22 protein-coding genes and 1 pseudogene are annotated in these 22,586 nt (G+C 44.2%); 13 read left to right on the forward strand and 10 right to left on the reverse strand.

The genetic code is table 11. The features are described from left to right. Positions 1 to 48 precede the first annotated feature (48 nt). The 3 genes from VTAP4600_RS22740 (at position 49) to VTAP4600_RS22750 (ending at position 1,739) form a co-directional block, all read left to right on the forward strand. Entirely contained in the window at positions 49 to 486 is a 438-nt protein-coding gene (locus VTAP4600_RS22740) for a tlde1 domain-containing protein (protein ID WP_102525001.1), read from the forward strand. 17 nt (positions 487 to 503) lie between these two features. Beyond that, positions 504 to 830, forward strand: a complete 327-nt coding sequence (locus VTAP4600_RS22745; RefSeq protein ID WP_145958608.1) for a hypothetical protein — start codon at positions 504 to 506, stop codon at positions 828 to 830. A 417-nt stretch (positions 831 to 1,247) separates the two neighbouring features. After that, positions 1,248 to 1,739, forward strand: coding sequence for a hypothetical protein (locus VTAP4600_RS22750; RefSeq protein ID WP_102525003.1), 492 nt, complete (start codon positions 1,248 to 1,250; stop codon positions 1,737 to 1,739). A gap of 202 nt (positions 1,740 to 1,941) precedes the next feature. Here VTAP4600_RS22750 and VTAP4600_RS22755 read toward each other — a convergent pair whose 3' ends face one another. Next, entirely contained in the window at positions 1,942 to 2,865 is a 924-nt protein-coding gene (locus VTAP4600_RS22755) for a LysR family transcriptional regulator (RefSeq protein WP_102525004.1), read from the reverse strand. A gap of 96 nt (positions 2,866 to 2,961) precedes the next feature. Between VTAP4600_RS22755 and VTAP4600_RS22760 the strand changes: the two genes are divergently transcribed. Together VTAP4600_RS22760 and VTAP4600_RS22765 are read left to right on the forward strand one after the other, a co-directional pair. Beyond that, positions 2,962 to 3,441, forward strand: coding sequence for a GNAT family N-acetyltransferase (locus VTAP4600_RS22760; protein WP_102525005.1), 480 nt, complete (start codon positions 2,962 to 2,964; stop codon positions 3,439 to 3,441). Between the two features lie 72 nt (positions 3,442 to 3,513). Then, entirely contained in the window at positions 3,514 to 4,137 is a 624-nt protein-coding gene (locus VTAP4600_RS22765) for a LysE family translocator (RefSeq protein ID WP_102525006.1), read from the forward strand. Positions 4,138 to 4,199: 62 nt separating this feature from the next. Here VTAP4600_RS22765 and VTAP4600_RS22770 read toward each other — a convergent pair whose 3' ends face one another. After that, positions 4,200 to 7,118, reverse strand: coding sequence for an alkaline phosphatase family protein (locus VTAP4600_RS22770; protein WP_415239691.1), 2,919 nt, complete (start codon positions 7,116 to 7,118; stop codon positions 4,200 to 4,202). Between the two features lie 161 nt (positions 7,119 to 7,279). On the opposite strand from VTAP4600_RS22770, the gene VTAP4600_RS22775 reads away from it, so the two are divergent. The 4 genes from VTAP4600_RS22775 to fecE are packed head-to-tail and all read left to right on the forward strand — an operon-like array spanning position 7,280 to position 10,929. Continuing rightward, positions 7,280 to 8,191, forward strand: coding sequence for a Fe(3+) dicitrate ABC transporter substrate-binding protein (locus tag VTAP4600_RS22775; RefSeq protein ID WP_102525007.1), 912 nt, complete (start codon positions 7,280 to 7,282; stop codon positions 8,189 to 8,191). 7 nt (positions 8,192 to 8,198) lie between these two features. Continuing rightward, positions 8,199 to 9,200, forward strand: coding sequence for a FecCD family ABC transporter permease (locus VTAP4600_RS22780; protein ID WP_102525008.1), 1,002 nt, complete (start codon positions 8,199 to 8,201; stop codon positions 9,198 to 9,200). After that, complete coding sequence (locus tag VTAP4600_RS22785) at positions 9,197 to 10,165, forward strand: FecCD family ABC transporter permease (RefSeq protein WP_102525009.1); 969 nt, start codon at positions 9,197 to 9,199, stop codon at positions 10,163 to 10,165. The genes VTAP4600_RS22780 and VTAP4600_RS22785 overlap by 4 nt, the downstream gene beginning before the upstream one ends. Beyond that, positions 10,165 to 10,929, forward strand: a complete 765-nt coding sequence (gene fecE, locus VTAP4600_RS22790; protein WP_102525010.1) for a Fe(3+) dicitrate ABC transporter ATP-binding protein FecE — start codon at positions 10,165 to 10,167, stop codon at positions 10,927 to 10,929. Before VTAP4600_RS22785 ends, fecE begins: the two co-directional genes overlap by 1 nt. Before the next feature lie 123 nt (positions 10,930 to 11,052). On the opposite strand, the gene VTAP4600_RS22795 is transcribed toward fecE, so the two are convergent. Beyond that, positions 11,053 to 11,217 (reverse strand): CCGSCS motif protein, encoded by a 165-nt coding sequence (locus VTAP4600_RS22795; RefSeq protein ID WP_102525011.1) that lies wholly within the window; start codon positions 11,215 to 11,217, stop codon positions 11,053 to 11,055. A 279-nt stretch (positions 11,218 to 11,496) separates the two neighbouring features. Between VTAP4600_RS22795 and VTAP4600_RS22800 the strand changes: the two genes are divergently transcribed. From VTAP4600_RS22800 to VTAP4600_RS22815, 4 genes are read left to right on the forward strand one after another with little or no spacing between them, the layout of a single operon-like run. Next, complete coding sequence (locus tag VTAP4600_RS22800; protein WP_102525012.1) at positions 11,497 to 11,910, forward strand: GFA family protein; 414 nt, start codon at positions 11,497 to 11,499, stop codon at positions 11,908 to 11,910. Positions 11,911 to 11,964: 54 nt separating this feature from the next. Further along, entirely contained in the window at positions 11,965 to 12,414 is a 450-nt protein-coding gene (locus VTAP4600_RS22805) for a GNAT family N-acetyltransferase (protein ID WP_102525013.1), read from the forward strand. 56 nt (positions 12,415 to 12,470) lie between these two features. Continuing rightward, positions 12,471 to 12,941: a GNAT family N-acetyltransferase gene (locus VTAP4600_RS22810; RefSeq protein WP_102525014.1), complete on the forward strand. Its 471-nt coding sequence runs from the start codon at positions 12,471 to 12,473 to the stop codon at positions 12,939 to 12,941. A gap of 54 nt (positions 12,942 to 12,995) precedes the next feature. Beyond that, on the forward strand, positions 12,996 to 13,385 hold the full coding sequence (locus VTAP4600_RS22815; protein ID WP_102525015.1) for a GFA family protein: 390 nt from the start codon (positions 12,996 to 12,998) through the stop codon (positions 13,383 to 13,385). A 132-nt stretch (positions 13,386 to 13,517) separates the two neighbouring features. Here the strand turns inward: VTAP4600_RS22815 and VTAP4600_RS22820 are convergent, their stop codons facing one another. From VTAP4600_RS22820 to VTAP4600_RS22850, 7 genes and pseudogenes are all read right to left on the reverse strand, one after another. Continuing rightward, positions 13,518 to 14,951, reverse strand: a complete 1,434-nt coding sequence (locus VTAP4600_RS22820; RefSeq protein ID WP_102525016.1) for a sodium-dependent transporter — start codon at positions 14,949 to 14,951, stop codon at positions 13,518 to 13,520. Positions 14,952 to 15,367: 416 nt separating this feature from the next. Continuing rightward, complete coding sequence (locus VTAP4600_RS22825; protein ID WP_102525017.1) at positions 15,368 to 16,750, reverse strand: ABC transporter ATP-binding protein; 1,383 nt, start codon at positions 16,748 to 16,750, stop codon at positions 15,368 to 15,370. Then, positions 16,747 to 17,487, reverse strand: coding sequence for an ABC transporter permease (locus VTAP4600_RS22830; RefSeq protein ID WP_102525505.1), 741 nt, complete (start codon positions 17,485 to 17,487; stop codon positions 16,747 to 16,749). Before VTAP4600_RS22830 ends, VTAP4600_RS22825 begins: the two co-directional genes overlap by 4 nt. 50 nt (positions 17,488 to 17,537) lie before the next feature. Further along, a complete protein-coding gene (locus VTAP4600_RS22835) occupies positions 17,538 to 18,515 on the reverse strand; it encodes an ABC transporter permease (protein WP_102525018.1) in 978 nt (325 codons plus the stop codon). Then, positions 18,508 to 20,034 carry an ABC transporter substrate-binding protein gene (locus VTAP4600_RS22840; RefSeq protein WP_102525019.1) on the reverse strand — a complete coding sequence of 509 codons (1,527 nt, stop codon included), beginning with the start codon at positions 20,032 to 20,034 and terminating at the stop codon, positions 18,508 to 18,510. The genes VTAP4600_RS22835 and VTAP4600_RS22840 overlap by 8 nt, the downstream gene beginning before the upstream one ends. A gap of 244 nt (positions 20,035 to 20,278) precedes the next feature. Further along, the gene (locus VTAP4600_RS22845; protein ID WP_102525506.1) at positions 20,279 to 20,527 is read right to left on the reverse strand and encodes a hypothetical protein; all 249 of its coding nucleotides are present in this window, start codon (positions 20,525 to 20,527) and stop codon (positions 20,279 to 20,281) included. Positions 20,528 to 20,638: 111 nt separating this feature from the next. Continuing rightward, positions 20,639 to 22,471: pseudogene (locus tag VTAP4600_RS22850) on the reverse strand (ABC transporter ATP-binding protein/permease). Positions 22,472 to 22,586 lie beyond the last annotated feature (115 nt).

The following is a 22,586-nucleotide window of genomic DNA, read 5'->3' on the forward strand; positions in this document are numbered from 1 at the left end:
GTAGACGGTATTTTCATCACTGAATAGTATTATTGGGTGGATGAAAGAATGAAAATTGTATTTAGTATTGGAAATGGCAAATTGTCTTTAGTTACACCTTGTTTGTCTATTGTTGTTAATGCGACAAGTGGGCGTGGTGAATGTTTGGGTAAGGGTTCGAAAGCTTGTCAGGCTAAGTCATTTGAAGGGCCTCTTCCGATAGGAGTATACTACATCAAACCGGAAGAAGTGAGTGACCCGAACTTGATTGGTGATTTGGCGAGGCGTTCGAAAGGAGATTGGGGGGATTGGCGTGTACGACTTCATCCCAAACCAGCAACTAAAACGTATGGAAGGGACAACTTTTTCTTGCATGGTGGCGATATGAAAGGTTCTGCAGGCTGTATCGACATCGGGGGAGGAGTTTTTGGTAACACGCAAACTGATAAAATACTTAGCTATATTAAGTCTAGTCAAATCAAAATTGAATTGGAAGTAGTGGAATGAGGGAGGTTATCTGTCTTTTGTTAGTTATCGTTCCCAGTATTTGTCATGCAGAAATGGCGGATAAGATCCCATCATATGGGAACTTTTGGATCACGAGTATCGTCATTGGTTTAGTTTTTTTTCTTCTTTCATATAAAGTCCGTTTTATTAATTATATTAGTTTGATTGTTGCTTTGTTTATGGCTTTTGGGGTTTACGACATGTATTCAGATCCATCTTTTAGGGGTGGAGTAATAGATGAAAAAGGAGAGGGATATTTTTATCATGGATTTTTTTCATCACTTCTTATTTTTGTTCTTTCGGTCATTGGTAGTTGGTTGAGACATTTTAAAGCCAAACAATAGCTAAGTGGGAGTACTTTACAAGTCGCATACAACAAAAACATCAAGTTGATGTGTTTACTCAATATTTTTGTATAGCTTGCTGAAATATCTGAAGATAGCACGTCGCTTGTCTATTTGATTGGAGTGAGTATTTGGTGATATCTGTCGTGGAGGTTAAGATTGCATAGGACTTCTGTTTTATTTGTGGCTAAGCTCAGTTTATTATTAAATTGTCTTAATTTTGGTCGGTAATATAACGATGAGGAAATGCCCAGCGATAGGGAGTGTTACGTTTTGTAAAGAAATCTCAAAGGGAATCAGGCAGATCCAAGATACTGTAGGTATAAATGTAATAGAAGCACTTAAACAAGTAGTAAAGTATCAAGGTAGTCCAAAAGAATACACATTCTGTAAATCGATATATATGGGGTGAAAAATATGATGAGGTTGATATTTTTTATTATCACTTGCTTTTCATTTTTTGTCTCTTTACCAACATTGAGCTCTGATGATTTCCATTTTACGTACTTAAATGAAAAAATAGTAACGTACTCAGAAAAAATTACTATTTGTAATAGCAAAAAAGAGATGCCTTTACTTTCAGGAAAGGATCTAAAGCACTTAAAGGAGATTCTGGGTAGAAAACCCTTGATATTATCATATTTGAGTATGAAGTCTTTCAATAACTGTTTGCAGCCTGAGAGAGGCGAGTTAGCTGAATTACTATTATCATATGATTATGTGGATATTTCTTCATATACAAGGAAATTAGCTAATTCAACTAAAAAACTAGTTTTTTTAAGTGATTTTGACGAGTTAGCAGAATACACATCACTGAACCATGAGGAAAAAAGAGTCATTAGCACTATAGAAGAACTTAAAGCGCCATTTGATGAGCTCGGTACATTTGAATTCATCATGGAAATGTAGGCCGGCAGTGGAGGGTATCTAACTCTCAGGCCTACACCCCTCAGGTAATTGGAACAGGCATCCCAAGTGACTTGAGAAGCGTTGTAGTTAAAGATTTACCATCCAATACCATTTGCGTAGGAAACCCGGCTAAGGTCTTACGCGAGAACCCGCCTAAAACCTTGAAATAGCGAGTTTGGCCATTCTCTATGTTTGGCCTTCGCTATGTTTGCATGCTGACTAGGTTTGACTGATGAAACGCAGAAAACTGCTGAATAAACCATTCTAGCTTTGGTGACTTTGACAAGGTTCTGTGCCAGTAAAGCATCAATTGGTAGTTAGGTACTGGTAAAGGCAGTACATCAGTAATCAGTGGCAGTGTTTGGCAAACGTGATCTGCGTATCGGCTCGGTATCGATAATAAATTAGGGGTATCAATGACGAAATGAGGAGCGGCTAATACGCTGGCTGTTTTGAGTCCGATACGTCGTTTCTTTTTTATCTGAGCCAATGAAAAGTCAATGATGCCACGGGGCTCATTCCATGGCGTAATCAAAACGTGCGGGAAAACTAAAAACTGCTCTAACGTTAGTGCATCTTGAACTGGGTGTTGCTGACAGCGAACATTTACGTATTTATCCTCAAACCAAATGAGATGCTCTAACGCTTCGTTCGATTCTTCTTGATGAGAGAAACCACACACCAAATCAATATCACCTTGCTTTAATTCCTCTACGGGCAAGCGTTGCTCTAGCTGAAGAAACTCAATATCAATGTTCGGGTAATGTTGGCTTATTGACGAGAGAAAGGGTTGCATACACCACGATGTGTAATCCGTGGCGGCAATTCGAAATACGTGTCTGTCTTGAGCACAAAACGGCCGTGAAGATTCGAGCCCTTGGTTGAGTTGAACCAAGGCTGGCAAAATATTTGGAGCTAGATGACGAGCATACTCGGTCGGCAGCATTTTATTTTCCACTCGAATGAACAGCTCATCATTTAGTCGCTCTCTTAATCGGGTGAGAGCATGGCTGCAAGCGGACTGACTTAGGTTTAGTTGATCTGCGCTTTGCGTAACCGAGCCTGTTTGATAGATAGCAGCAAAGACTTTAAGTAAGTTAAGGTCGAGATTATTAAAACTACCCATGCATCACCTTCATTTAGCACTTCAATACAATGCATTTCATTCATTAGTTTATTCAGCTTACACTGGACGCTCAATCAGTCAAGAACAGAGGGAAATATGACGATTAAGATTCGCGGCGCTGTAAAGGCGGATGCAAGCGCTATTCTACAGTTTATTAATGATTTGGCCGTGTATGAAAAAGAACCTGATGCCGTACTTAATAGTGTTAAAGAAATAGAAGATAAGCTGTTTGGTGAAGAAACTCACGCCGAGGCGCTGATTTGTGAGCATGATGGTGAAGCCATCGGATTTGCAGTCTACTTTTTTAACTACTCTACATGGTTGGGTAAATATGGCTTATACCTAGAAGATCTGTATGTGGCTGAAAACAAACGTGGGGTAGGGGCAGGAAAAGCAATCATGAAGCACTTAGCCAAAATAGCGGTAGCACGTGATTGTGGAAGATTTGAATGGACGGTGCTTGATTGGAATCAGAAGTCGATTGAGTTTTATGAATCGATCGGTGCCAAAGCGCAAAGCGAATGGATTATCTACCGAATGACTGGAGATGAACTTCAGCAGTTTGCACAAAGTTGATGTTTGGCTAACAGAGGGGCGGGATGCCTCTCTTTGCTGATTTTATCCACTCAATGTCAATAAGGAAGAGACATGACATTTAGCGTAATGATTGCCCTAGGCAGCGCGATGGCCATATCCGCATTTATCCCAGGCCCCAGTGTGTTTGCTGTGACCTCGCGCTCAATACTTTTAGGCGCTAAACATGGTTTGCTGACCACTTTTGGTGTGTTATTCGCGGATTATGTATTTATCCTGTTTGCGATTTCCGGTTTGGCAATGGTGTCTTCAATGATCGGCCAAGGGTCGGTTGCTCTTAGGTATGCAGGTGTCGCCTATTTGTTTTGGATGGCATATAAAGCGTGGCAGCAACCCATCACTAAAGGTGAAAAAGCCAATTCTACACAAGGGGCGTGGTCATCCAGTTTGTTAATGGGGTTCGCTATTGCTATTGCCAACCCGAAAGCCATTTTGTTCTACATGGTGTTCTTTCCAATTTTTATTGATGTGCCTTCACTCAGCCAGTCGGATGTCATGTTGGTTATTCTGACTTCAACGGTGTCCGTCGGCGGGGTGCTGGCGATGTACGCTATCTTAGGCGCAAAAATAGGCCGAGTCGTGACCAGTAAAAATGCGAGCCGAAGATTCAACCAATTCTCCAGCGTGTTACTTGCCTGTTTTGGTATTTTACTCGCTTTTGGTGGGAGTGTTGGTTGATAGAAAAGTAAGCTCACAATGTTCGAGCTTACTTTTTGCGAGCTTACCATATTAGGCGGATACTAATTTCTGGAGTGAGGAATATCCAACTTATCAAGCAGAGAGGGGAAGCCCCATCCGTTTTCTCCGGAGATGACGGTTTCTCCTGTTAGGTACTCAAACAGTGTCGGTGCTAGTGAACCGTTTTCTTCTATGGTTAGCGGTGTTGAATTAACGCCAATCGGTGCTCCCCAGAACCCTAAGAATGCATCTTTTTCTAAATAATCTTCCCCAGCGTGACGCCCTGGCACCTTGGTATTAAAACCTATGCCTGCTTTGGGAAATAGATTGACCGTACCGGCACGATCTTCCAAATAAATATTGGCCAGCTGATTGACGGAGTCAGGTCTTGGCGTTAACCGAGTGACTTGTTTCCATTCCTGAGTACTACACCAAGAGTAGATATCGGACTTGGTCGCGCGGTTAATGCACTTATCGATCAGAGCTGAGTATTGTGCAAAATCTGCATCGCTTGGTTTGGGTAAGTAAGGGTTAAGCTGTTGTAGGCTGAGTAGCTCAGTGTGTTGGTTATTTTGAGCCGATTCATAGAACAACTTATCACCGTTTCGTGTGATCAGTTCATCGATACGTTGGGTATCGCGGTTACCAATAATTCGTACTTCACAATTGTCGGCGTCACAGCGACTTTCCCTTACGACCATGTAATCCAGTGAATCGGGCAAACGAGCGCTGATTTGGTCAATAATATCGATACGTTGACCTTCAGGTGCCGCGATAGGAGACCAATTTGTTAACTCGTGATACACAGGTTGAACTTTCCAGCCGCTTTCAGAATTAAAGAAATCCATCATAAAGTTACCACCTGCCGTTGAAGCGACAACCACGTCTACGTGTTTTAAACTTGGGTAGTCTAACGCGTTGGTGATTTTAGGGCCTTCTCCTTCATCAGATGAAATTTTTTGTACCACGATTGGATAATCTAGCTCCGCTTGAAGTTGGGTGAGCACTTCTTTTTCTGGATTAAGGGCATAGAACACGGGAGTTAACCCATGATCTCCGGCCATTCCCCACAGAGTTGTATTGTATACACCCGCATCGCGATAGGTTTGCTCTATTTGCGTTAGCCAGTAATCGAGCCGATTAAGTTCACCGGTTGGCATTAATATCTCATCGCTAAATGGCCCTGTAAAATGCGCAAAATGGTCAGGCCAAGGATTGTAGATTAAAGTGAAGTCTGGCATGCCATGGCCATCTCGCTCGGCATAGCGCTTAATAGATTGTTCAATTTCTGCTTTTTTAGCGAATTTAGTGAACAGATCGAACCCAGAAATAGACTGATAGGTTTGAATGTCACTGATTAATGCAGAGCGCATTTGCTTCAATGCTTGTTCAACTTTAGCCCGTTGCTGTAGTTCTTTAACACAGCGCTTCTCACCATAGTCTCGCAGCGACTCTCCAAGCCCTAGATTGACCAAGCCATCATAAGTGGTGTGCGCATTCCAGTCGTATTGTCCGTTACAGTTCAGCGTTTTTAGATAATCCAATCGTTCAAACATAGTTTGGACTTGGTTATCAGCCATTAATACATCGAGCTGCAGGGCATCGTTGCCGAAGAAATAGTAAGCGCGGTCAATTTCACGGTCGACAAAGTGGAAGTTAGGAATGCCAGTGCCCCCTTTGCCAGACACGTTTGCTCCTGTCTTAATTATGGGTAGGTTGCGCACGCTAATGGTTGGCGTTGATGAAATTCCAACGCGAGAAATGTTGGCTTTGTGGTCACGGTAAAGGCGTTTCAAATAGGGTAAATAGTGTGGGTCGTTATACGTTTGCTCCGCTAAAATTCCCATGAAGCGAACTTGCTGTTCATGTTGAGGTTCGATGACGTTCTCGTGTTTTGGTTTGGTGTTATGCCTTTGCTGATGATTCTGATTTGCCAGCGATATAAAAGGTGCGCTTGGATCAACCAGACCTTCGATGAGACCCTGCTGTAGACCATCGACGGTTATCTGCACCGCAAAACGTCTGTTTTGTTGAGAGCGTAAAAACCCAACAAGGGTGTCTGGTGTCTCGTCAAAAGCATCTTGCATCCATTGGTTAAGCGCAGTTTCTCGCTCATCTTGGAATACGAATTGGCGATAGGCCTTTAGCAAGTTTAATCGAACGAAGTCAATTAAGGTGACCGTTAGCGCTTGCGCTTTGTTATTCGGTTTGTTGGCGTTTTCCTTTTTGCCGTCTTCGGCAATGGCAAGAAGGGCATGCTTCATGTCCCCCTCATCCATACTCTGAGCCTGTTTATTGATGAGCCCGACAATAATAGGTTGAATCTTGTTAATGATGTCAAGGTCGTGAGGGCTAGTGGTCAAGTAGGTATAGGACTCGGGTAAGGCATCCATATCTTGCCAAACACCAATTTCAAACAACGCATCGTAGATCACCACCATATTAGCGATAAACTGCTGATCAACCTGGATGCCCTCATGGTGGCCTTTGGCTTCGTTTGGATGCTCAGGCTTTGACGCCTTTTCACCAAATTGATACAGGCTATGTTCAAAGCCTTTTAATGCTTGCTCGTCATAGACCGTTGATAGGTATTGTTTGAAGACGTCTTCACTGCCTAAGCCGCTATAACGATCGTAATAGTGATATAGAAAGTACCCTAAAGGAATGGAATATGTGGGGTTAGATAATTGAGCGATCACACGCGCTTTGGTTTTGACGTCAAGAGGCAAAGACAGAATGTAAGTGTCTAGCGTCACGCCTGCGAGGGTAAATAGGGTGGCATCACGGCTTAAGGTCGTTGAGTAATTGAGTGACGATAACACTTGGTTTTTGAGCACATTACTCGAACTGAATACGCCGCCGATGATAGGGGTGGACGAGATGTCGGCAGAAACGGAGGTGCTGGTGAAACAAGATGCTAAAACGCTACCGATTAGCCAATAAATTGGTTTGGTAGGTATTCCCTTAAAATGCATAGCCATACTTAAGCTCAATGTATCAATTTTTCTTATTGTTTCAGTTTATGCGTTTTAGTCAATGCTCGCTGTGTTTAGGTTTAAGAAAGCAATAATGATATTGATTATCATTTACTTTAAATGTATGGTCTGCATCTATAATTTGTTACATTTTAAGGTGCTTGGTTATGTTTTCAAAGGGATTGAAATTCAATCTGGTTGCTGCGGCGTATATTAGTTTGTGTGTGGTTTTTGCATCGGCGTCATTTGCTGGCGCTCGTACAGTAAAAGATGAGTTAGGAACATTAACGATAGAAGGCACGCCAACACGTGTGGTCGCCCTTGAATATTCATTTGTTGATGCCTTGGCGTCGGTCGGCGTGTCGCCTGTTGGAATCGCCGATGACAAAAAATCGGAACGAGTGATACCTGCAGTACGCAAGATCATTAATGAGTGGCAATCTGTCGGTATGCGATCGCAGCCAAGTTTAGAAGCCATTGCTCAATTAAAGCCAGATCTCATCATTGCAGATGCAGAGCGTCATAGCGCGGTATATGAAGATTTAAAAGCCATTGCACCGACATTGATTTTAAAAAGCCGTGGCGAAACCTACCTAGAGAATTTAGAAGCAGCGCAAATCATTGGCGTCGCACTGAACAAAGAAGCGCAAATGAAAGTTCGAATTGCGCAACATAAATCCAAAATGGCGACGTATAAAGCGCTGTTCTCCAGTAAAGATTCAATCCAATTTGCGGTTGTGACAGACAAAGGGATGTGGATGCATGGCCCGGCTTCTTATGCTGGTGGGGTAATTTCTACACTGGGTCTTGCGAGTCCTATTCCTGGGCAAACAGAAAAGGCCTATATTCCAACGAGCTTCGAACAACTACTTAAAGTCAATCCAGATTGGTTATTACTCGGCCCTTACAAAGACCACACCGTGGTTGATGATTGGAAAACGAACCCACTGTACGACATGTTAAAAGCGGCGAAAACGGAACAAACGGTTTATGTGTCACCAGAATTATGGTCGCTGAATCGCGGAATGATGGCAGCAGAGGGCATAGCGCAAAATCTCGAACAATTGCTCATTAAGTAAAACATCCATGAGTTATCAATTAAAAACACAACTGGCTGTGACGATCACAGCCAGTTTAATGTTTGCTGGTTTTATCTCCTCAATGATTGCTTGGTCAAGCTTCGAGTTAACCGTTGATCACCTGTATCAATTCTATTTTTCTTTTGATTCATCCAGTATGGAACAGCAAATCATTGGCACTCTAAGAGCGCCAAGGGTTTATAGCGCGATGTTAATTGGTGCGAACTTAGCGGTGGCCGGCTTGCTGATGCAAAAGTTGACTTCAAATGCATTGGCTTCACCATCCATACTCGGATTAAACGCGGGCGCTGCGTGTTTTATGGCATTAAGCAGTGTTGGGTTTCCTGTTTTGGCTTCGCTGCCAACCCTGACGGTCGCGGCGCTTGGCGCGGTCTCTAGTGGGTTCCTTGTGTTGTTATTAGGTGGTTTTTTTTCTAAAAAACCATTACCTCTTAAGTTGGTTTTAGCTGGCATTGCAATTAATGCTTTGTTGGTTGGCCTAACACGAGCGTCGGTGATCCTTGCGGATGACATGGCGTACAGCGTTATACAATGGCTCGCAGGTTCAGTTTCATCGATCGATGCTCAACAGTGGCATAAGTTGTGGCCGATCAGTGTTGTTGGGTTCGCGTTAGCTTTGTTTAACGCAAGATCCCTCAATTTGTTTTCGCTTGGGTCTGATGTTGCAATAAGTTTAGGGATCAATGTAAAGCGCACACAGTTACTGACGTGCGTTGCCATCATATTACTCACCGCTTCCAGTGTATCTATCGCGGGGCCGATTGCGTTTGTTGGGCTCATTGTTCCGCATATCGCCGCGCCTCTTATCGGTCAGAATTTACATGTATCCATTCCTTTCAACGCTTTACTTGGCGCAACACTGTTGAGTTGGTCAGATACGATTTCTAGAGGCGTGGCATTTCCTGCTGAAACTCCGGTTGGGGTGATAACAGCACTGATTGGTACGCCGATTTTTATTTTCTTGGCTGCGCGGAATAAAAAAATATGAGGCGATATCCGTTTTTGATATTACTTGGCTCTTTGATCGTCGTTGCGGTTGCGAGTCTATTTATAGGCGCAGCGAACCTGACGTATTCTGAGGTTGTAACGACGCTTTTAGATGGCGGTGAACATGACTTTATCGTCAATCAATACCGGTTGCCTAGGCTGATACTGGCGGTTTTAGTTGGTGCAGGCCTTGGTTTGTCGGGTGCGATTGTACAAGGGGTGATACGTAATCCGCTTGCGTCACCAGATTTGATGGGGATAAGTGCCGGTGCCGGGCTGTTTGCTACGGGTCTATTGGTTGTTATGCCTGATGCTCCTGATAGCTACTTGCCGTTAGCGGCGGTGAGTGGAGGAGTGTTTGCTGCTCTTGTTATCTGGTTTATTACTCGTTTGTCTAAACCAACACCGGCTCGCTTAGCGTTAATTGGAATTTCAATCAGTGCTTTTCTTGGCAGCATGATCGATTTCTTGTTGGTTGTGCATCCCATTGAAATCAATACCGCCATGATCTGGCTAACGGGCAGTTTATGGGGACGTAATTGGGAGCAAGTTCCTTACATCATGGTAGCGCTCACGGTTCTTGTGCCCGCCGCATGGTGGCTAGCATGGAAGCTCAACGTGATGTCTCTAGGTGAAGACAACGCGACGTCATTAGGTGTTACACCGAAACGAGTTCAAGTCACGGCGTTAAGTGTTGCGGTGGTTTTGTCCAGCGTCAGTGTTTCTATTTGCGGAACCATCAGTTTTGTTGGCCTATTGGCTCCTCATCTTTCTAGGCTCATTGTTGGCCATGATCACAAGCGCTTGCTGCCTTGTGCTGCGATGGTCGGCGGTTTATTGGTGTTAATCTCAGATGGTTTAGCTCGGGGCATTCAACCACCTGTTGAATTGCCAGCAGGGGTACTGACTTCTCTTATCGGTGCTCCTTATTTCATTTTCTTATTGCGTAGATATAAGGGCTGGTAATGCTGAACGTAAATAATGTCTCCATCAAGTACGATCAAACAACCATTATCGACGGTTTGTCTTTGGCTATTCCAGAAAACAAAATTACCGCATTGATTGGCCCAAATGGTTGCGGGAAATCGACATTACTCAAAGCACTATGCCGAATTAATCCGTTAAGTCAGGGTTCTATCGAATTAGAAGGGAGGGCACTCGCACATTACCCTGATGCTCAGTTAGCCACCAAGATTGCGCTATTGCCGCAAATCTTAGAATGCCCGGAAGGGATAACCGTTAAGCAATTGGTGGAATTTGGACGCTCTCCACACATATCGCGATGGGTAGGGCTTAAAGATGAAGACCATCAACATGTGGCCAAAGCAATGGAGCAAACTGGCGTGCTGGAATTTGCGCATCGTCCAGTGGATTCGCTTTCAGGAGGGCAGAGGCAGCGAGCTTGGATAGCAATGGTTGTCGCTCAAAATACGGACATTGTCATGCTAGATGAGCCCACTACGTATTTGGATTTGTCTCATCAGGTGGAATTGATGAATTTAATGCAAGAACTGAATCGATTGGGGAAAACGATCATCGTGGTGCTACATGATCTCAATCAGGCGTGTCGGTACAGCGATCATTTGGTGGTACTGAAAAGCGGTGAATTGATCACTCAGGGGAAACCGGATGAAGTGTTTAATGAGAAACTGTTGTTAGAGGTTTTTGATTTGGAAGCTAAAATCATGAAAGATCCCGTATCTAACTCACCTATGTGTATTCCGATCTAAGTTCCTTGTTCCATAGTAAGTTATTCCGTTAGCGAGTGCGAATGTAGGATTGACTGTTTGATAGGAAAACAACAAAACCTCAATGGGTGAGTGAGGTTTTGTTGTGCAGTTTCTTGCATCCCATTAAGAACAAGAGCCGCAACATACACCGGGTTCGCCATGTTTTTTCGCTTCTTTTACTTTCTCTTCAGAAGATGCCTCTTCATTTGATACTGGGTTTTGTACCAGTTTTTCTTCCGCTTTTTTGTCGTCTGTTTTTTTGAAAATATTGGTGAAAGAAAGTGCCATGAGTAAGTCCTCTTATGGTTATTTAATGATACATGTTTAAAGTTGTATTTTAAATGCATCTTAAGGTTAAACTGATCGAGAGTCAACAAATAGCCTTAGAGGGAAGGCCTGACATGGTCAAGATACCGCTGTTAACCGCAAAGACTTTCCTTCAATGAGATGAGGTTCACTTGTTGCGATTAGACATAAGTGTCAATATTTAGCTGGCTTAGATTGTTTTTGTGAATGTTTGAATTTGCAATTTCAGTCTTTTCGTTAAGTTATCTTCAGGAGCAGAGTATGGAATATCAAGTGGAAGGCTCGTGTCAGTGTGGACAATTGACGTACACACTACGAGAGAAACCTAAAATGGTGATCGCATGCCATTGCCAAGAATGCCAAAAGCTTGCGACCGCCCCATTTAGCGTAACGGCCTTGGTGTCTGCTGATGCCATTGAGTTTCGTGGAGAGCTAAAGGAGTGGTCTCGCAGTTCTGATAGCGGAAATACAAATGGCGCGAAATTTTGTCCAGGTTGCGGAAATCGTGTTTACCATTTTAATCCTGATGATTTATCAGTACTGAAGCTAAAATTAAAGCCTGTTGGCCTAGAAGATCAGACTCTGTTTGAACCAAGCGCACACGTTTGGGTCAGTGAAAAGCAAGATTGGTACACGATTCCTGATGGGGTAAAGGTGTTTGATAAGCAGCCTTAATGGCGTGACCCATTAGCCCACAAATTTGTTGGTGAATCAGTTTTCGGAGATGAAATGTCCACTCAATTAGAGTTTAGAACAGTGGCTCAAGATGAATGGCTTCAGTTATTCACGGTTGTTAAAGCTGGGTTATATCATCATGTTGATGCCGTATTCGGATGGGACGATGATTTTCAAAAACAACGACTCATTGATGACTATCAGCCAGAGTGGTTTTTTTGGGTGTATCAAGACGGAGTGAAAGTAGGGCTGGTCTGTTATAAGCCCTATGAAGATGCTTTTCATGTTCACTTGCTGATCATCTTGAAAGAACATCAGGGTAAAGCGATAGGGGGTCGCGTCATGGCGAAAATTGAAACGCAAGCCCACGCCGAAAACAAAAAGCGAATCACCTTATCGAGCTTTAGGCGTAACCGCGGTGCAATAAAGTTCTACCAAAATCTAGGTTATCAACGGGTTAATGATGAGGCGGATTTTGTAACACTTAGCTTATCTGTTTCATAACAATAAGAGCCTTATCGGACTTGCGGCAGAGTATCATTAGGGAGTAGTAGGTTTAGATGGTTATTATTGAAAAATTGACGCAAGCCCTGCGAGCAGAAGCGTGTGCGTTGAGTGTGAAAGAACAACAAGCGCAATTTACGGTAGACAATATCGGCGAGTTCTTACCAACACTGCCTGACACGAAAATGCCACACCTGATCTTAGAGAATGATGTTGTGGTGGGCTTTTTTGTGTTTGATGCCGCTTATTCCGATGAGTACGAGTTTTGTCCTGAAAACGTTTTAGGCGTGCGAGCACTGCTCATTGATCACCACTACCAAGGGCGAGGCATTGCGGGTAAGGCGATAAGCCAAATGGGCGATTTTGCCAAAACGCATTACCCTGAATTTGTTGCGCTCTATCTAACCGTAAATTGTAGGAACACGCCTGCATTTGAATGCTACAGAAAATACGGTTTTGAAGATACAAACGAGTTATATGAAGGTGGCCCAGTAGGCCCTCAGCATATCATGAGACAGTTTTTATAGACTCGGACTCTATCAAGCCTATTGATAACCATTCCGACGGATAAGGAAAATAATATGATCACCGGTGAGTGTTTTTGTGGAGAAATCCAATACGAAGTTGACGGTAAACTGAAAGACGCACGTTCGTGTCATTGTTCGCGGTGTCGTAAAGCATTCAGTGCTCAAGCTTCAGCTTATGCACTCGTTGAAGCCAGTGAGTTCAAGTGGGTATCAGGAGAGTCATTACTCACGGCTTACATTGGCAAACATGGCTTTGGTTTAAAGTTTTGCAGTCAATGCGGCTCTACGTTGGTTGGCGTTTATCAGGATGAAGTGCATGGCGTTACGTTAGGTTGTGTTAATGGCAACCCTGAAATAGAACTCGCGAGGCATATTTACGTCGGGTCTAAAGCCTCATGGGAAGTCATTGCTAAAGGCGTGCCGCAGTACAATACGGTTCCGTAGTACAGCGTATAGATGTAGATAGAGAAAGAAAAAGAGCGAGAACCGGATGGGTGCTCGCTCTATATTTTGGGCTTCAGGTCTATGTTAACTGACTAAATTGATTGGACCTTTTAAGTATTCGTTCTGGTTTGCTTATAGTTTCTTAGAAGCAAAGCCACCCAGTGCGATGATACCAATACCCAGTAGCATGATTTCGCCTTTGCCACTGTCGAAGCCAGCCTTAATACCAGCAATTGCAACGATTGCGATAGCAAATGGAATCACGTATTTAACCAAGTTGTACCAAAGGCCAAACAGTGGGAATGACACTTCACCATCGTTTGTGATTTCTTTTTCTAGTTCTTCGCGGTTTAGACGCCAGCCAGCGAAGATACAAAGTAGTAAACCACCCACAGCTAGGAAGATCTTATCCGTCAGCAAGTCGAAGATATCAAACGCACCCGTACCGAATAGCGTTGGACCGATACCACCAAGAGAAAGAGACGCGAACACACAAAGTGTCGCCATCACCGCACTCGCTGAGAATACAGCGGTAGGGCGCTTCATGCCTTTTTCATCAATTAAGTAAGAAACAACCACTTCTAGTAAAGAGATAGAAGAAGTTAATGCTGCAACGCTGAGTCCAATAAAGAACAACAGTGCGAATAGAAGGCCAATCATGCCACCCATTTCAGCAAATAGCTGAGGTACTACAACGAATACCAAGCCAGGGCCTGCAGCAGGCTCCATGCCGAATGCAAACATTGCTGGGAACATTGCAACACCCGCAAGAATCGCGACACCCGTGTCCATTGCGGTAACCATTGCCGTAGTTTGAACTAGGTTTTCTTTCTTCTTCAGGTAGCTACCGTATGTGATCATACAACCCATACCTAAGCTTAGAGAGAAGAATGCTTGACCTAGTGCGGCTAAAACAACGCTGCTGTCTACTTTAGAGAAGTCAGGGCTGAATAGGAACTCAAGACCAGCGCTTGCACCTGGTAGGCTCATCCCTTTAATCGCAACAACGACAAGGATGATGAATAGCAGAGGCATTAAAATCTTGCCCGCTTTCTCGATACCACCAGAAATACCACGGATAACCACCACGATATTTAGCAGTAGGTAAAGTCCCATCCACATGAGTGGTTCAATTGGGTTTGAGATAAAGCTACCAAAGCTATCGCCAATAGCATCAGGCGTACTGAGTAAGCCCGTTGCGATTTTGTAGATGTATGCGATAGACCAACCGCCAACCACAGGGTAGAAACCCATGATGAGCAAGCCGCTGACTACGCCAATAACGCCAATGAAACTCCAACGGCGATCTTTAGACTTAAAGGCACCTACAGCGGATAAACCTGTTTTTCGGCCAACTGCAAACTCAGTTAGCATGACACTAAAACCAATAGTGATAACGAAAAGCAGATAAATGGCAACAAACGCGCCACCGCCACTTTCACCTGCGGTATAAGGGAATTTCCAAATATTACCAAGACCAACAGCAGAACCTGCTGCAGCCATAACGAATCCTAATTTAGAGCCCCATTTATCACGGGGCTTAGTGCTTGTAGTACTAGTAGCCACGGTATCTCCATATATTGTGTTGTGTGCATCTGTACTCAGAGTCTTAAAAAAGGATGTACATACATCGATACGCACTTTCGTCCATAAATGTGTACAGTTATTAGAATTATCAATGACACCTGAGTAGTGACAAGTAAACCAGTTCATGGTTACAGATGAAAGCCCCCAAAGTGTAATAATCTGACATTTGTCGTGTTTATGTTGCTAACTGCTGATTATTTGTTCGATACATCGCCAAATTGCCGAAATTTTGCCTATATGCAATTGTTTGTAATAAGGGGGGAAGCTTACCTATTATGAGAAAATAGAAGTGATACTGGAAAATAAATAGGGTGGAAAAGGAGCCGAAAAGGTTTGATGGCTTAGCTGAAATCGCCTAAAACCATCAAACTTAGGTATCTAAAAATTAATTAAAGCTAGAGTGTAATGATGCGATGACATGTCTTCGACAGAACTTGAGGCTCATGACTGATCAAGACCAACGCACACCCTATTTCTTGAGTGAGTTCGACAATCAACTGCAAGGTATTCGCTGCGGTTATTGGGTCTAGGCGTGACGTTGGTTCGTCTGCAATTAATAGTGCTGGCTTCATCAGTAACGCTCTTAAAATAGCGAACCGCTGTAACTCGCCCCCTGAAACTTGAGTGGCCGGGCGGGCGAGCAGTTTTTTAGACAATTTTAACCGCGTAAGTAGCGGATCTATTTCATCAATCGAAATTTGATGACGTGAACAGAGATCGTGAAGCAACACTTGCAGGGAGACGCTTTTCGCCATCGCACTAGGAGGGTCCTGATACAACTTGAGAGCTTGGCCTACGCGAAGCTCGCGATGACGTTTAACAACGCCTTGGTTGGCGGGGAGTAACCCAAGTAATGCATCGGCAAGGCTTGATTTACCGCTCCCACTGTCGCCACTAATACCCAGAATTTCTCCCTCAGACAAAGTGAACGAGAGATCAGAAAACAGCATTTTACTCCCCCGCGTAATACTCAGGCCTTTTACACTGAGAAGGGGTTCATTCAGATGCGATTTTTGCAGGGTATTCCAATTTTGGGGATCAGCCTGAATGAGCGCTTTGGTGTAATCGGATTTAGGGGCGTTCAGTACAGCATCACTTGAGCCACGCTCTTGTATTTGTCCTTGTTTCATTACAATGATTTCACCACCAAGACGACGAGCCACTTCGACATCATGGGTGATCGTTATCACCGAGGCGGTTTCTTTTTGACGGAGTAACTGTTCAATGATGTCGTCTCTACGGGATATGTCTAACCCTTTTGTTGGCTCATCCGCGATTAAGATTTGTGTATTGCTTTGAGTGGCGCATAGGTAGGAAACGCGTTGTGCCATTCCACCTGAAAGTTGATGCGGGTACTTATCTATGTCTGCAGAAAGCCCTACACCTGCAAATGCTTGTTTGGTTAAGCTTTCTGCGTTTTGGTTATCGTTGCGAACCAATTGATGTACTTCGCTCACTTGTTCTTTGGAATTCATCACGGGGTTCAGTGCATACCAAGGCTCTTGTGGTAATACGGCTAAGTCTCTTCCCCACAGGGCTTCAATATCCGATTTGGTTCGTTTGCTGTGCTCTTTGTCAAACAGCACGATATTGCCTTGCGACTGAAGTGCATCAGGTAATGTACCTATGATGGCATGGGCCAGTAGGCTTTTACCTGAGCCCGTTTCACCTAAAATAGTGACCGCTTGATGTTGGCTCAATTGAAACGACAAATCACTGACTAATGCCGTATCTTGATCGAAGATGGAAAGCGATTGCACATCTAATAATACGCTCATGCCTCTTTCCCTTTTGCAAGAAGATGAAAACTGAGTACCAATAAAAACACAACCAAAACAGGTTGAATCAGTACCCACGGAGCTTGGTGGTAGTAACGAAATAGCTCGACCATCATGAGGCCCAGCTCTGCTTGTGGTGGTTTAAGCCCAACATAAAGAAACCCGATGGAAGCAAGAGCTAAAATGGCATTACCCGCCCCGAAGCAACCTAGCGTAAAGAGGTCATACTTAAGTGATGGCCATAAGTGACGTTTAAAGAGATAAACCATGCTAAAGCCATATAGCTTTGAAGCTTCCACTTCTGGCGATTCAAGTAAACTCAAGGTTCGGCTTCTCACAACCCTAAAATATTCGACCCAGAGCATGAGAGAAATCGCAAAATAGAGCACCATAAACGATCCGGGGATCATGGCACCAAACAGCAGTACCAAGATCAAACCTGGCAATGCTAACAGCATGTTAACCAACCAAGACAAAGACTTATCCCACCATCCGCCTTTCCAAGCCGCAATCACGCCCGTAATTAAGCCAAGTACGGCGGAAGTGGTGACACTGATCAGCGCCATGCTGATCGATGTGCCAATGGCGCTCGTTAGGCGGCTAAAGTTGCTTCTTCCGTATTGATCGCGGCCAAAAGGTTCGGCCCAAGTTGGGCTTTCAAAAGCTAGATTTAAGTGTTGTTTGGCAATGTCACCTTGGAAAAATAACTTCTCTGCCACGACTAAGAGAAACAACATGACTAGAATGGATAACCCTACGCGTTGAGAGCGAGAGAAAGTAAGCTTGTTCACGCCGCGACCTCCTTAGATTTGCGGTTATTTTCAGGTTTGTTTGATTGCTTTAGCCTTGGGTCTAACCAATATTGAAGCAAATCAATCAGAGTATTAATGAAGACAAACATTAACCCCATAATCAGAGCCGATCCTTGGATCATCGGAATGTCTCTTCTGAAGATCGCGTGAGAAAGGGCATGACCAATACCGGGCCATGAAAATAGCGATTCAATCATGATGATACCTTCGATCAAACTGACCGCTTGAATTGCGATGAAAGCAATCACGGGCAAAGCGATATTTAAAGGCGCATGACGTTGAAAAGCTTGTTCCTGACTGAGCCCTTTTAGACGAGCGAATTGAAAGTAGGGTGAGCGCAGTACATTCAAAGTAGAGTTTCTGATCATTCGATTAGACATGGCAGCCAAACTCAGCGCTAACGCAAATGCAGGAAGAACAATAAACTTGGCTTCACCAAATCCAGTAACTGGCAACCATCGTAGGTGTAATGAAAATACAATCACCAGAACCAAACCAATCAAGAACACAGGCTGAGCTTTCAAGGCGATAGAGGTAAACAGGCCAAATTGGTCGCCAAATTTATTGGCACGCTGACCACAATAAATGCCAATAGGAATGGCAATGAGTAGGGAGATGAAAGTTGCAACGGCGGCGAGTAGCAGCGAGTGACCCAGTTGATGAGCAATGTCATTGATGACAGGCTCGCCACTGACCAGTGAATTACCTAGATTGAAATGAACAAGATCCCATAACCATTGGAAGTACATTTCAAAGCCAGACCTATCCAAGCCTAATTCGTCACGTACGGACGCCGCGGCGTCTGCGGTAACGTAATCGTAGCCATAACGACCTGCCGCAATGCGGTAGGCCATGTCTCCGGGGATAAGTCGCATCAGTATAAAAGTGACCGTGCCGACAGACCAAGCGACAAACATCGCTTGGTACAGGCGCTGCAGTAAGATTTTAGTCATCTAACTGCATCTCCGAAATGCGGTAGTTAATCTCGAAAGGGTCGAAAGTAAAGTCGCTTACCCGTTTGTTTACGGCAACTAATTGGCGATAATAAGTCACAGGGATGAGTGGCATTTCATTGGCTAACAGTCGCGCAGCTTTAGTTGAAAGCTCGCGGTAGTGCTCTTGATCCATTTCAGAAGAAAGTTGGTTAAGGATCTGGCTAAACTCTGCGGATTCCCAGTTTGTCGGGCCCCAGCCAGAACCTTTTTTGGTCGCGAAATCGCGCATTAACAATGGTAGCGGGTCTGCAAGTGTTCCGAAGTTACGGGCAATCAGGGCCATCTCTAGCGTACCATCATGATGTTTTGCCGGTACAGCGCTCGAGTTATCGATTGAGATTTGCATGTCGACACCGAGTTCACGAAGTTGCGCTTGTAGCGCCGTCGCGATCAGCGGTAATTCAGGACGGTCAGAATACGTAATCAACTGAATTTTGAATGTCTCGCCATTTTTCTCCAGCAGTTGCTCCGAGTTAAGAGCCCAACCTTGCGAGAGCATGAGTCTTTTTGCTTCAGCTAACTCTCTTTGGTTTGTTGGAAGTTTGTCGGCATGCCACGCACCAAGTGCGGGTGAAAACAACTGATAGGCTTGTGAACCAGGAAGCCTAAGTACTGAGTTAGCGATGCCATCACGATCGATAGCTAGGCTAATCGCTTTACGAATGTCTGCGTGATTGAGGAATTTATGCTCATTGTTCAGTTTGATAAGAACGGTGCGAGGCATTGATTCCACATGCAGATTTAAGTTTTCGGCTTGTTGTAAGTTCGTCATACTGACCGGGTCAACCGTGTATACGATATCTGCTTGGCCACTTTGTGCTAGTAAGGTACGGCTTTCAGTCCTGTGACCTGCAAGGTAGCTTACTTGGCCTATCTTGGCTTTCTCTTTCCAGTATCCGTCGTTACGTGAAACCGTGGCTTTGTGCGGAGGTGTGAGTTCTTTCAACTGATAAGGGCCAGTACCGGCTATTTTTATACCCGTTTCATCTTGTTCTATATCAGTAACAATCGCCGTGGTGTAATGAGCGAGCACCGATGGAAGTGGTCGGTAAGGCTTCGTTAACGAAATCACCACGTCACCATTTTCTGCAGCGATGGATTGGACCGGTACATGTCGCATGACCCCAGGTTTGCTTTTGGCGTTATTTAAGGACTCAACGACGGATTCCGATGTTAGTGGCGTTCCGTTATGAAAATTGACGTTATCACGAATGGTAAATCGCCAAGTTAGCCCATCTTCCGACTGGGTCCAGCTCTTAGCCAATAGCGGAAAAGGTTCGGCGTTTTCATTAATGCCGACAAGCGCTTCGACAACTTGTAGCCGTGAAAATAAGAATCCATCTTTAGACATATCTTGGCTGTTGAATTCAAAAGGTCCCGAAATCGCAAGTGTCGTCGGCTTTGAATTAGGTTGAATAAACCAAGTTGCGGCTGCTGCAACGGTGAGCAGTAATAAAAGTATCCATTTTTTATTCATCGTAGTCTCGTATTGATTGTAATGTTATATCATAACAATCAATACTGATTGATAACGGTTATCATGTCCAGTACAAAAGGAATAATTTATAGAATCAAAAATTGACGTATTGAGTACTGTTAATTAGATGAAAATCAACTGAATAGAAATAAGGAAAAGGTTTTAGATGTGCTACGAGAACAATTAAAAAAGCTCATGGGAATAACCATGAGCTTTTCGTTTTAATGGTAAGAAACAATAAACGCTAGTGTGGGCGTTTAGGTCCATTGCGAACCAGGTCTTTACCGTTGTCATACACTTCTTGTGTCACCCAGCGACCCAGTAGCAATTTATGCTTGCTATCAAAAACCGCGATGAATGGGCGACCGTCAGAGTTGTTTTTTGCCAAGCCAATGCCTTCAACACCTTGTAAACCAAAGCCGCCATTTTCAACCATCAGCATGAAAGCTTCTAGTTCGCCAAGGCTGTCTATAATACCGAGTTCGTCATTCATATTATTTGCTCTTCTGTTCTTTGCCAAAAAAGAGTGCCATAACACCCTTTCTCATTAATCAATTGCGCGTACTTTACCTGCGATGGCACGAAATTGAAACATTTCAGCCGTCTAATTTGCCTGTGTTGGCATGTGCTTAAATTGTAGCTCGACCAGTCGTTGGTATAGATCACAATTTTGTATTAAGGATTGATGGTCGCCAATCTCTACAATTGTACCATTCTCCATGACGGCAATTTGATCCGCGTGTTGGATGGTAGACAGACGATGAGCGATGATGATGGTTGTTCTATCACGCATCAGTTCTTCCAGCGCCTGTTGAACATGATGTTCGCTTTCACTGTCTAACGCGCTGGTGGCTTCGTCGAGCAGTAGAATGCTTGGATCTTTCAAAATAGCTCGAGCGATGGCAATGCGTTGACGTTGTCCACCAGACAAGCGAACCCCTCGTGATCCCAAGTAGCTATGGTAACCATCTGGAAGCTGCATAATGAATTCGTCGGCATGGGCTTTCTTTGCGGCTTCAATGACTTGTTGGTCGGTGGCATTTGGCGTTCCGTAGCGGATGTTGTAAAACACGTCGTTGCTGAACAGAGCAGGCTGCTGAGGAACCAAAGCCATTTGCTGGCGCAGCTCGTTTGGATCGAGCTGTTTAATATCAACGCCGCCAAGGGTGATACAACCGCTTTGCGGATCATAAAAACGTTGCATCAATTCGAAAATGGTGGTTTTTCCAGCGCCTGACGGGCCAACTAATGCCAGAACTTTTCCTTGGGCTGCATTGAGTGATAAATGGTGAGTGGCGGCTTGGCTGGGCCGTGAAGGGTAGTGAAACGTAACATCTTCAAACTGAATTTCCGATGTCAATGATGCTGCTGGCGTCGTTTCATTTGAGTTTGAAGGCGGCAGTATGTGGCTTTCAATGTGAAGCACTTCTATTAATCTTTCGGTGGCGCCGGCTGCTCTTTGTAATTCCCCCATGACTTCAGAAATTGTCGCCAATGAAGATGCAACGATGATGGCGTAAAAAACAAAAGCTCCCAGTTATCCGCCGGTCATGGCTCCCGAAATAACATCACTGCCGCCGACCCACAACATGCCGTTAATGGCGCCAAAAACAATGATGATGACCCCAGCAATTAAGGTGGCACGTTGTTGGATTCGTTTTTTTCCAATCTCAAAGGCGTTGTCGACCTCAAGGGCAAACGAACGGCTTTCTTGATGTTCATTGGTAAAGCTCTGCACCGTTTTAATATGCTCAATGGCTTCGCCTGCGTAGCTGCCAACATCGGCCATGGAGTCTTGGCTCTTACGCGACAGCTTTCGAACTCGTCGGCCATAAAACAAAATAGGTAACAAAATAAACGGTACGGAGACAAGGACGATCAAGGTCAGTTTGATGTTGGTTGCAAACAGCATGACCAGTGCGCCTAAGAACATTAAACAGCTTCGAAGCGCCATTGAAAATGACGAACCAATGATACTTTGAAGTAGCGTAGTATCGGTGGTGATACGTGACATAATATCGCCGCTACCACTGGTTTCGAAATAACTCGGGTGCAATGTAATGGCGTGGTTAAACACCGCTAGCCTGATATCTGCACTGATGCGCTCACCCAGCCAAGAAACCAAATAAAACCGAGCGTAGGTGCCTATGGCAATAAAAACCGTGATGATGAATATGAAACCGACGGCACTTTTTAGTTGCTCAATTGACTGTTGAGCAAAGCCTTGGTCGATAAGCATACGAACACCTTGGCCAACAGACAGCATGACGGATGCGGTAAATATCAGAGCGACGACACTGGCCAACACGCGCCATTTGTATGGGCGTATAAATTGGAGCAGTTCCCTTAAAATCACGAGGCTTTTCTTATCCGCACTGGAGGCGGCAATAGTTTTTGAAGTGGACGTGCTTTGATTGGACTGACTGTCGCTTTGCATAAAGGCTCGTTCTGTAAACTATCGAATATAAAATTAGCATACGTGATGATAGTGATTGATACAAATTTGTACTGATATCAATCTGCTATTGAAGAAAAAGAAAACCCACCGAGTA

This window comes from Vibrio tapetis subsp. tapetis (genome assembly GCF_900233005.1).
GTDB classification, from domain to species: domain Bacteria; phylum Pseudomonadota; class Gammaproteobacteria; order Enterobacterales; family Vibrionaceae; genus Vibrio; species Vibrio tapetis.

What these genes read in the sequence shown, in the direction of transcription:
- VTAP4600_RS22740 (WP_102525001.1), top strand. Translation starts at nt 49, where the DNA reads ATGAAAATTGTATTTAGTATTGGAAATGGCAAATTGTCTTTAGTTACA.
- VTAP4600_RS22750 (WP_102525003.1), top strand. Translation starts at nt 1,248, where the DNA reads ATGATGAGGTTGATATTTTTTATTATCACTTGCTTTTCATTTTTTGTC.
- VTAP4600_RS22755 (WP_102525004.1), bottom strand. Translation starts at nt 2,865, where the DNA reads ATGGGTAGTTTTAATAATCTCGACCTTAACTTACTTAAAGTCTTTGCT.
- VTAP4600_RS22760 (WP_102525005.1), top strand. Translation starts at nt 2,962, where the DNA reads ATGACGATTAAGATTCGCGGCGCTGTAAAGGCGGATGCAAGCGCTATT.
- VTAP4600_RS22765 (WP_102525006.1), top strand. Translation starts at nt 3,514, where the DNA reads ATGACATTTAGCGTAATGATTGCCCTAGGCAGCGCGATGGCCATATCC.
- VTAP4600_RS22770 (WP_415239691.1), bottom strand. Translation starts at nt 7,118, where the DNA reads ATGGCTATGCATTTTAAGGGAATACCTACCAAACCAATTTATTGGCTA.
- VTAP4600_RS22775 (WP_102525007.1), top strand. Translation starts at nt 7,280, where the DNA reads ATGTTTTCAAAGGGATTGAAATTCAATCTGGTTGCTGCGGCGTATATT.
- VTAP4600_RS22780 (WP_102525008.1), top strand. Translation starts at nt 8,199, where the DNA reads ATGAGTTATCAATTAAAAACACAACTGGCTGTGACGATCACAGCCAGT.
- VTAP4600_RS22785 (WP_102525009.1), top strand. Translation starts at nt 9,197, where the DNA reads ATGAGGCGATATCCGTTTTTGATATTACTTGGCTCTTTGATCGTCGTT.
- fecE (WP_102525010.1), top strand. Translation starts at nt 10,165, where the DNA reads ATGCTGAACGTAAATAATGTCTCCATCAAGTACGATCAAACAACCATT.
- VTAP4600_RS22795 (WP_102525011.1), bottom strand. Translation starts at nt 11,217, where the DNA reads ATGGCACTTTCTTTCACCAATATTTTCAAAAAAACAGACGACAAAAAA.
- VTAP4600_RS22800 (WP_102525012.1), top strand. Translation starts at nt 11,497, where the DNA reads ATGGAATATCAAGTGGAAGGCTCGTGTCAGTGTGGACAATTGACGTAC.
- VTAP4600_RS22805 (WP_102525013.1), top strand. Translation starts at nt 11,965, where the DNA reads ATGTCCACTCAATTAGAGTTTAGAACAGTGGCTCAAGATGAATGGCTT.
- VTAP4600_RS22810 (WP_102525014.1), top strand. Translation starts at nt 12,471, where the DNA reads ATGGTTATTATTGAAAAATTGACGCAAGCCCTGCGAGCAGAAGCGTGT.
- VTAP4600_RS22815 (WP_102525015.1), top strand. Translation starts at nt 12,996, where the DNA reads ATGATCACCGGTGAGTGTTTTTGTGGAGAAATCCAATACGAAGTTGAC.
- VTAP4600_RS22825 (WP_102525017.1), bottom strand. Translation starts at nt 16,750, where the DNA reads ATGAGCGTATTATTAGATGTGCAATCGCTTTCCATCTTCGATCAAGAT.
- VTAP4600_RS22830 (WP_102525505.1), bottom strand. Translation starts at nt 17,487, where the DNA reads ATGTTGTTTCTCTTAGTCGTGGCAGAGAAGTTATTTTTCCAAGGTGAC.
- VTAP4600_RS22835 (WP_102525018.1), bottom strand. Translation starts at nt 18,515, where the DNA reads ATGACTAAAATCTTACTGCAGCGCCTGTACCAAGCGATGTTTGTCGCT.
- VTAP4600_RS22840 (WP_102525019.1), bottom strand. Translation starts at nt 20,034, where the DNA reads ATGAATAAAAAATGGATACTTTTATTACTGCTCACCGTTGCAGCAGCC.
- VTAP4600_RS22845 (WP_102525506.1), bottom strand. Translation starts at nt 20,527, where the DNA reads ATGAATGACGAACTCGGTATTATAGACAGCCTTGGCGAACTAGAAGCT.